At 58.2% G+C, this 5,414-nt stretch carries 5 protein-coding genes; 4 read left to right on the top strand and 1 reads right to left on the bottom strand.

Annotated elements, in window-relative coordinates; genetic code table 11:
• From EM858_RS26955 to EM858_RS26940, 4 genes are all read left to right on the top strand, one after another.
• Positions 1-1,751: DEAD/DEAH box helicase (locus EM858_RS26955; RefSeq protein ID WP_164865592.1), on the top strand; the 1,751-nt coding region annotated here is incomplete at its 5' end.
• 10 nt (positions 1,752-1,761) lie between these two features.
• Positions 1,762-2,190 carry an EcoRII N-terminal effector-binding domain-containing protein gene (locus EM858_RS26950; protein WP_127758578.1) on the top strand — a complete coding sequence of 143 codons (429 nt, stop codon included), beginning with the start codon at positions 1,762-1,764 and terminating at the stop codon, positions 2,188-2,190.
• Complete coding sequence (locus EM858_RS26945; protein ID WP_127758577.1) at positions 2,187-3,797, top strand: ATP-binding protein; 1,611 nt, start codon at positions 2,187-2,189, stop codon at positions 3,795-3,797. The genes EM858_RS26950 and EM858_RS26945 overlap by 4 nt, the downstream gene beginning before the upstream one ends.
• The gene (locus EM858_RS26940) at positions 3,790-4,647 is read left to right on the top strand and encodes an HNH endonuclease (RefSeq protein WP_205649570.1); all 858 of its coding nucleotides are present in this window, start codon (positions 3,790-3,792) and stop codon (positions 4,645-4,647) included. The genes EM858_RS26945 and EM858_RS26940 overlap by 8 nt, the downstream gene beginning before the upstream one ends.
• 3 nt (positions 4,648-4,650) lie before the next feature.
• Here the strand turns inward: EM858_RS26940 and EM858_RS26935 are convergent.
• Positions 4,651-5,414, bottom strand: a 764-nt coding sequence (locus EM858_RS26935) for a type II restriction endonuclease (protein ID WP_245483076.1), incomplete at its 5' end; no start/stop codon positions are given.

Raw genomic sequence — 5,414 nt, 5'->3', positions numbered from 1 at the left:
GCGTCGATGGCCTTCGCCCCTCGCGATACCCCCTTGTCCCGACCCTGACGATCTCGCAAGGCAGCAATAACAAAGCGCCATCCTACAGCATCACGTCCACCAGCCGAGGCGTGGAAGTATCTCTTGATCTCGCGGACCTGGAACGCGGCCACAAGGTCGCTGAAGGCTCCTGGTATCCGATCGAACCGGCTGCCGGCGCGGAAATCCGGGAACTGGTGCGAAGCACTGGCGTAACCCTCGGGGAAGCTGACTCTCTCAAGGCCTTTCTTGCCATCCGGAAGGCTGCCGGCTCCGGAGCATCTATCGAGGACCGGACAGCTGACCGGGCGATTTCCCCACTCGCTTTCACACCCTCCGGCGATGATGTGCCGGATGGAGTGCAGGCGACCCTTTATCCATACCAGATTTCCGGCTGGCGCTGGCTGAAGTTCCTGCTTGCTGAGGGAGTCGGCGGCCTTCTGGCCGACGAGATGGGCCTCGGCAAAACCCTGCAGATCATCAGCGCGCTCAGCGATTCCGGTGGTCCGCCGTTGCGGCCAGCGCTGATCATCGCACCCGGTTCGTTGCTGGAGAACTGGCGGCGGGAAATCTCGAAATTCGCGCCGCATCTCACAGTGCTGAAGCACCATGGGGCTGTTCGAACGGGCAGGCCTTCAGAGCTGAAGGAGTACGATGTCGTCGTGACCTCCTATGACAATGCCGTCCGCGATAACAGTCTGCTCAACATGATCGTCTGGAAGGTGATTGTGCTGGACGAGGCACAGTTCATCCGGAACCCCGACGCCCAACGGACAAAGGCCGTAAAACGGCTCCAGCGTGAGGCTGGTCTGGCCGTGACGGGGACGCCTGTCGAAAATCGTCTGCTCGATCTATGGTCGATCGTGGATTTTGTCCTGCCTGGTCATCTTGGGGACGCAAAGACCTTCGGGTCAGAATATGCCGATGATGTTGATGGCGCAGCGAAGCTGGAACCGCTGGTTTCGCCGCTCATGTTGCGCCGACGTGTTGCCGAGGTAGCGCAGGACCTGCCAAGGCGGATCGATATTCCCCAGGTGGTTGAACTTGATGAAGGCGAGATAGCGGCCTATGACGCCGAGCGCGAACGCATCTATTCGGAATATGGTGCGGCCGCGACTCTCGTCGCCCTGACATCATTGCGCCGTTTCTGCGCTCACCCCGACCTGATGAGTGGCAATACCGCCACGGCCGATCCCATGTCCTTCTCGAAGTTCCGGCGCATGGACGAGATCGTGGAAGAGATTTTCGCACGTGGCGAGAAGGTGATCATCTTCACATCATTTACGGCAATGGCCGATATGATCGCCCGGCACATCAAGACCCGTTTTGGAGCTTTTGCCGGCGTGATCGACGGTCGTCTGCCTATTGATGATCGCCAGCCGCTGATTGACCGCTTCAGCGCCGTCCAGGGCGGGGAGGCACTCGTGCTGAACCCGAAGGCCGGAGGAGCTGGCCTCAACATTACAGCCGCCAACCATGTGATCCACTATAATCCGGAATGGAATCCGGCACTCGAAGACCAGGCATCTGCCCGGGCTCACCGGCGCGGCCAGCAATTGCCTGTAACAGTTCACCGACTCCTCGTGGCCGATACGGTCGAGGACGTGGTGGATGAACGACTGGCGCGCAAGAGGGCGATTTCCGGCACTGCGGTTGTGGGCCTTGAAGGCAGGGAAGATGATTACGGCGATATCGTCGCGGCGCTGATGCGGTCGCCAGCGAAGGGGGCTTAACAGGCAAGATATGGCAGAGCAAACAATTGAAAAGGTGCTGAGCGCCAACGATACGGGCGAAACCGGTGGGCACCAGGCCGGCATCCTGGTGCCCAGAGAGGAACGGTTGCTGTCGTTCTTTCCCCGCCTCGACCCAGGCCAGTACAATCCGAGATGTCACCTGAATTTTGTGGATGATGGGGGCACCTTCTGGGAATTTGCCTTCATCTATTACAACAACAAGTTTTTTGACGGTACACGTAACGAGTACAGGTTGACCAGAATGACCAAATACATTCGTCAGGCAAATCTGGTTCCTGGCGATGAAGTCATTCTGGTGAGAGATGACGATGACCGATATCGCATCACCCATAGACGCAAGCAGCAAACGGAACGGGCAAAGGGCGTCCTGAAACTAGGAACTGGCTGGCGCGTAATCGAAATTCAGGGGGGAAAATGAGCAGCATTGAAGAAATTGAACTGCCACCGGACCCGGAGCGGGTTATCGTAGGCCTGCGTGACACTGGCTATGAGTTCGATACGGCAGTTGCCGACATCGTGGACAACTCCATTGCTGCGAACGCGACCCATGTCCAGCTCTGGCTTGCTGCCGATCTGCGCGGCAACATCCGTCTGATGATTGCTGACAACGGCGACGGCATGAACCGGGATGGCCTGATTAACGCCATGCAGTATGGCTCGAAAGCACGCCCTAGCGCCGCCAGCCTTGGCAAATATGGTCTTGGTCTGAAAACCGCCTCAACGGCCTTCTGCAAGAAGCTGTCGGTGATTTCCCGGCCGGACGGCAATACTCCGGCGCTGATGGCGACCTGGGACCTGTACCACGTTGCCAGAGTCAACAAATGGTCGCTGCTCCTGAACGAGGAATGCGATCCGGAAGCGCTCGAAAACCTCGATGCCGTAGCTCTCGGCCATGCCGGTACTGTCGTCTTGTGGGAGGACGTGGACAGGTTGCTGAAGGAATACCAGGATCCGGCCGGGGCCCCGGCGCGCAAGGCGCTGAAGTCCCGCGAGGACGCCCTTCGCGAGCATCTTTCCATGGTCTATCAACGCTTCCTCGACCCGGAAGACGAGCGCGCCCGAAACGTCATCATGGAACTCAATGGCAGGCCCGTCGCAGCCTGGGACCCGTTCCAGTCCAAGTTATCGGAACTGGTCGCAGACGAGCCTATCGAAACAGAGCTGTCAGACAACCGGAAGGCATCGTTCACGGTGCGAGCATTTATCCTTCCGCGCCGGGAAGAGTTTCCGGATGAAAAGGCGGCAGCTGCGGCGAAATTGTCGAACGATCGCCAAGGCATATACATCTATCGCGAAAACCGTCTCATTCACGATGCAGACTGGCTTGGGCTTTACCAGAAAGAACCGCATCTGACCGGCCTGCGCATCGAATTTTCGTTCGACCACAAGCTGGACGATGCCTTCCATCTCGATATCAAGAAGTCGCAGATTATTCTGAATGACGATCTGGCGAACTGGCTGCAAGGTGAATTTCTTCCCGCTCCGCGACGGGAAGCCAATCGCCGTTATCGCGAGGGACAGCAGAAGGTTATCTCGAAAAAGGGGGAGGGAGCTCACGATACCTCCAACACCAATATTCGCAACCGCGAGGCGGCGGCCGGCGGCCCCAAGGTCAATATCGCGGACCCGAATACCGGCGAAGCCATCGTTGAAAACAAACACGGTACAACCCGTCTGAAGTTGACAATTACGTCGGCCAAAAGACCGGGCGAGGTTTTCGTGCAGCCGGTAGAGGGTATCAACAACGGTTTGCTGTTTGAACCGGCGCTGATCGAGGGGCACAAGGGCATTCGGATCAACACCAGTCACCCCTACTACCAGAAGGTCTACATCCCGAACCTTAATCGCAGTGTGACCATGCAGGGTCTCGACTCCCTGATGTGGGCACTGGCCGTCGCGGAACTCTCCACAGTGCAGGACCATACTGCCTCCATGTTCCGTGACATGCGCTTCGAGGTCTCACGCATTCTGGAAAAGCTCGTAGAAACGCTGCCCGAACCTGACGTGGATAAGGATGTTGCCTGATTCACGCTCGCTTGCGGAGCGGATTTCCGCTGAAACCGGACTGGAATTTTCCGGCCGGGAGGGCCGGGACAACGACGGCACGCGCTGGCTCGAACTCCAGCCAGCCGGCTACCCTGCCGGCCAGACTTTTACGCTGCGGACCCTGATAGGATGGCGGCGGCTGGACGTGCATTTCCGGCCGGGCAATTTCGCCGGTGATCTCATGAGCGCCATGGGCTCGGCAGACGAGACCGGCCGTCGTACCTTCCGGGCAGTGCTGGACGTTTGTCGCGATGCTGAGGCCGAAATTTCTTTGATCATCAACGGCGCGACATATTCACCGGATGATTCTGCGATCTGGGAAACGCAGTGGCGCAGCTTCAGCCTCGATGTACGCCGGGGAATGCTGGCGATCAACGACGGCAACGCTGAAGAGGACATGCGCCAGGTCGAACTCTGGACCGCCAGGGTCGCGGCGGCCGTTCTGGCATTGCTGCCAGTTGAAGCTGAAGACGATGGCGCTGAGGCGTCTTTTCACGTATCGCGGCTTCCGGAGGGGGCAAGGACCCGCATCGAAGTCAATCGCTACGAAAGGGATCGGCGCAATCGTGCTGCTGCCCTCTCGATTCACGGCTATTCCTGCAAGGCTTGCAAGTTGGATTTGGGAGAGCGCTACGGTGCAGCCGCTGCCGGTCTGATAGAGGTTCACCACGTCACGCCGGTTTCGCAGCTCGGGGAAGACTACATCATCGATCCGAGAACGGACCTGACGCCGCTTTGTCCCAACTGCCATTCGGTCGCCCATCGCCGGAACCCGCCTTATTCCGTCGATGATCTTCGCGAAATGCTCGCTTCGACGCATGAGAAGTGACGGCTATTCTGTCTGTTGGCGCTCCTTCACCAGCTCGACAAAGTTACCAAGCGTCATGAGCCATCCGCGTTGACTCTCCCGATATGTCGAGTGAAGCGATTGCGGAAGAACCAGCTGAAGCTGCTTCGCCCGCATTTCATCGGTCTGGTTCTCCGAGATACCGGGCTCCAGCGTCAACAGATGTTTTGGCGTGATCCTTTCGGCCTCGGAAAGCACCTGACGCCAGCGATCCTTCAGCGTTGATTTGGAGCCGAGCATGGTGAGGCGTGCGGCCGGGAATGCCGGATTTCGGTATTCCTCCTGACCTGGGAAAAGAAAGTCCGGCTTGTTGCGGTTTTCGGTTTCACCCTCACGATCAAAACGCACCTTGTGGGCAGAAAAGACAGCCTCTAGGTGATGTTCGAGTGCGAGGCCCGCACGTTTTTTACGGCGGTTCTGGACGCTTTTGGAAAAGCCCATAAAGCCGTCAACGTCAGTGCCTTCGTCGGAATGAAAGCCGTTTTTGATCCGGTCTGCGACTACATGCCGTTCCAGACGGCGAAACAGCTGCTCTTCCATGTCGATCCATGCCATCAGGGCTGCATCCGGATCGTCGGCAGCTGAAACCTGCGGAAGTGAGGCCCGGGCGAGTTCCGACAGGACGCGGGTTGGCGGAAACACCAGCCCGAATTTTTGGATCAGTTTATCAAGGCGATCGGCTTCCGGTTCCTCGACTTCGATTCCGAGTTCGTCGAGGATATATCGCGCGGTAAAGTCGAGCTCAGCAG

Origin of the sequence: Agrobacterium sp. CNPSo 2736, from assembly GCF_004005385.1 — a bacterium.
Classification (GTDB): Bacteria; Pseudomonadota; Alphaproteobacteria; order Rhizobiales; family Rhizobiaceae; genus Agrobacterium; species Agrobacterium leguminum.
Note: the sequence above shows the minus strand (reverse complement) of the source record. Positions and strands in the feature narration are given on the sequence as shown.

Bases quoted from the DNA above. Each gene is read 5' to 3' on its own strand.
- EM858_RS26950 (WP_127758578.1), top strand. From the start codon at position 1,762: ATGGCAGAGCAAACAATTGAAAAGGTGCTGAGCGCCAACGATACGGGC.
- EM858_RS26945 (WP_127758577.1), top strand. From the start codon at position 2,187: ATGAGCAGCATTGAAGAAATTGAACTGCCACCGGACCCGGAGCGGGTT.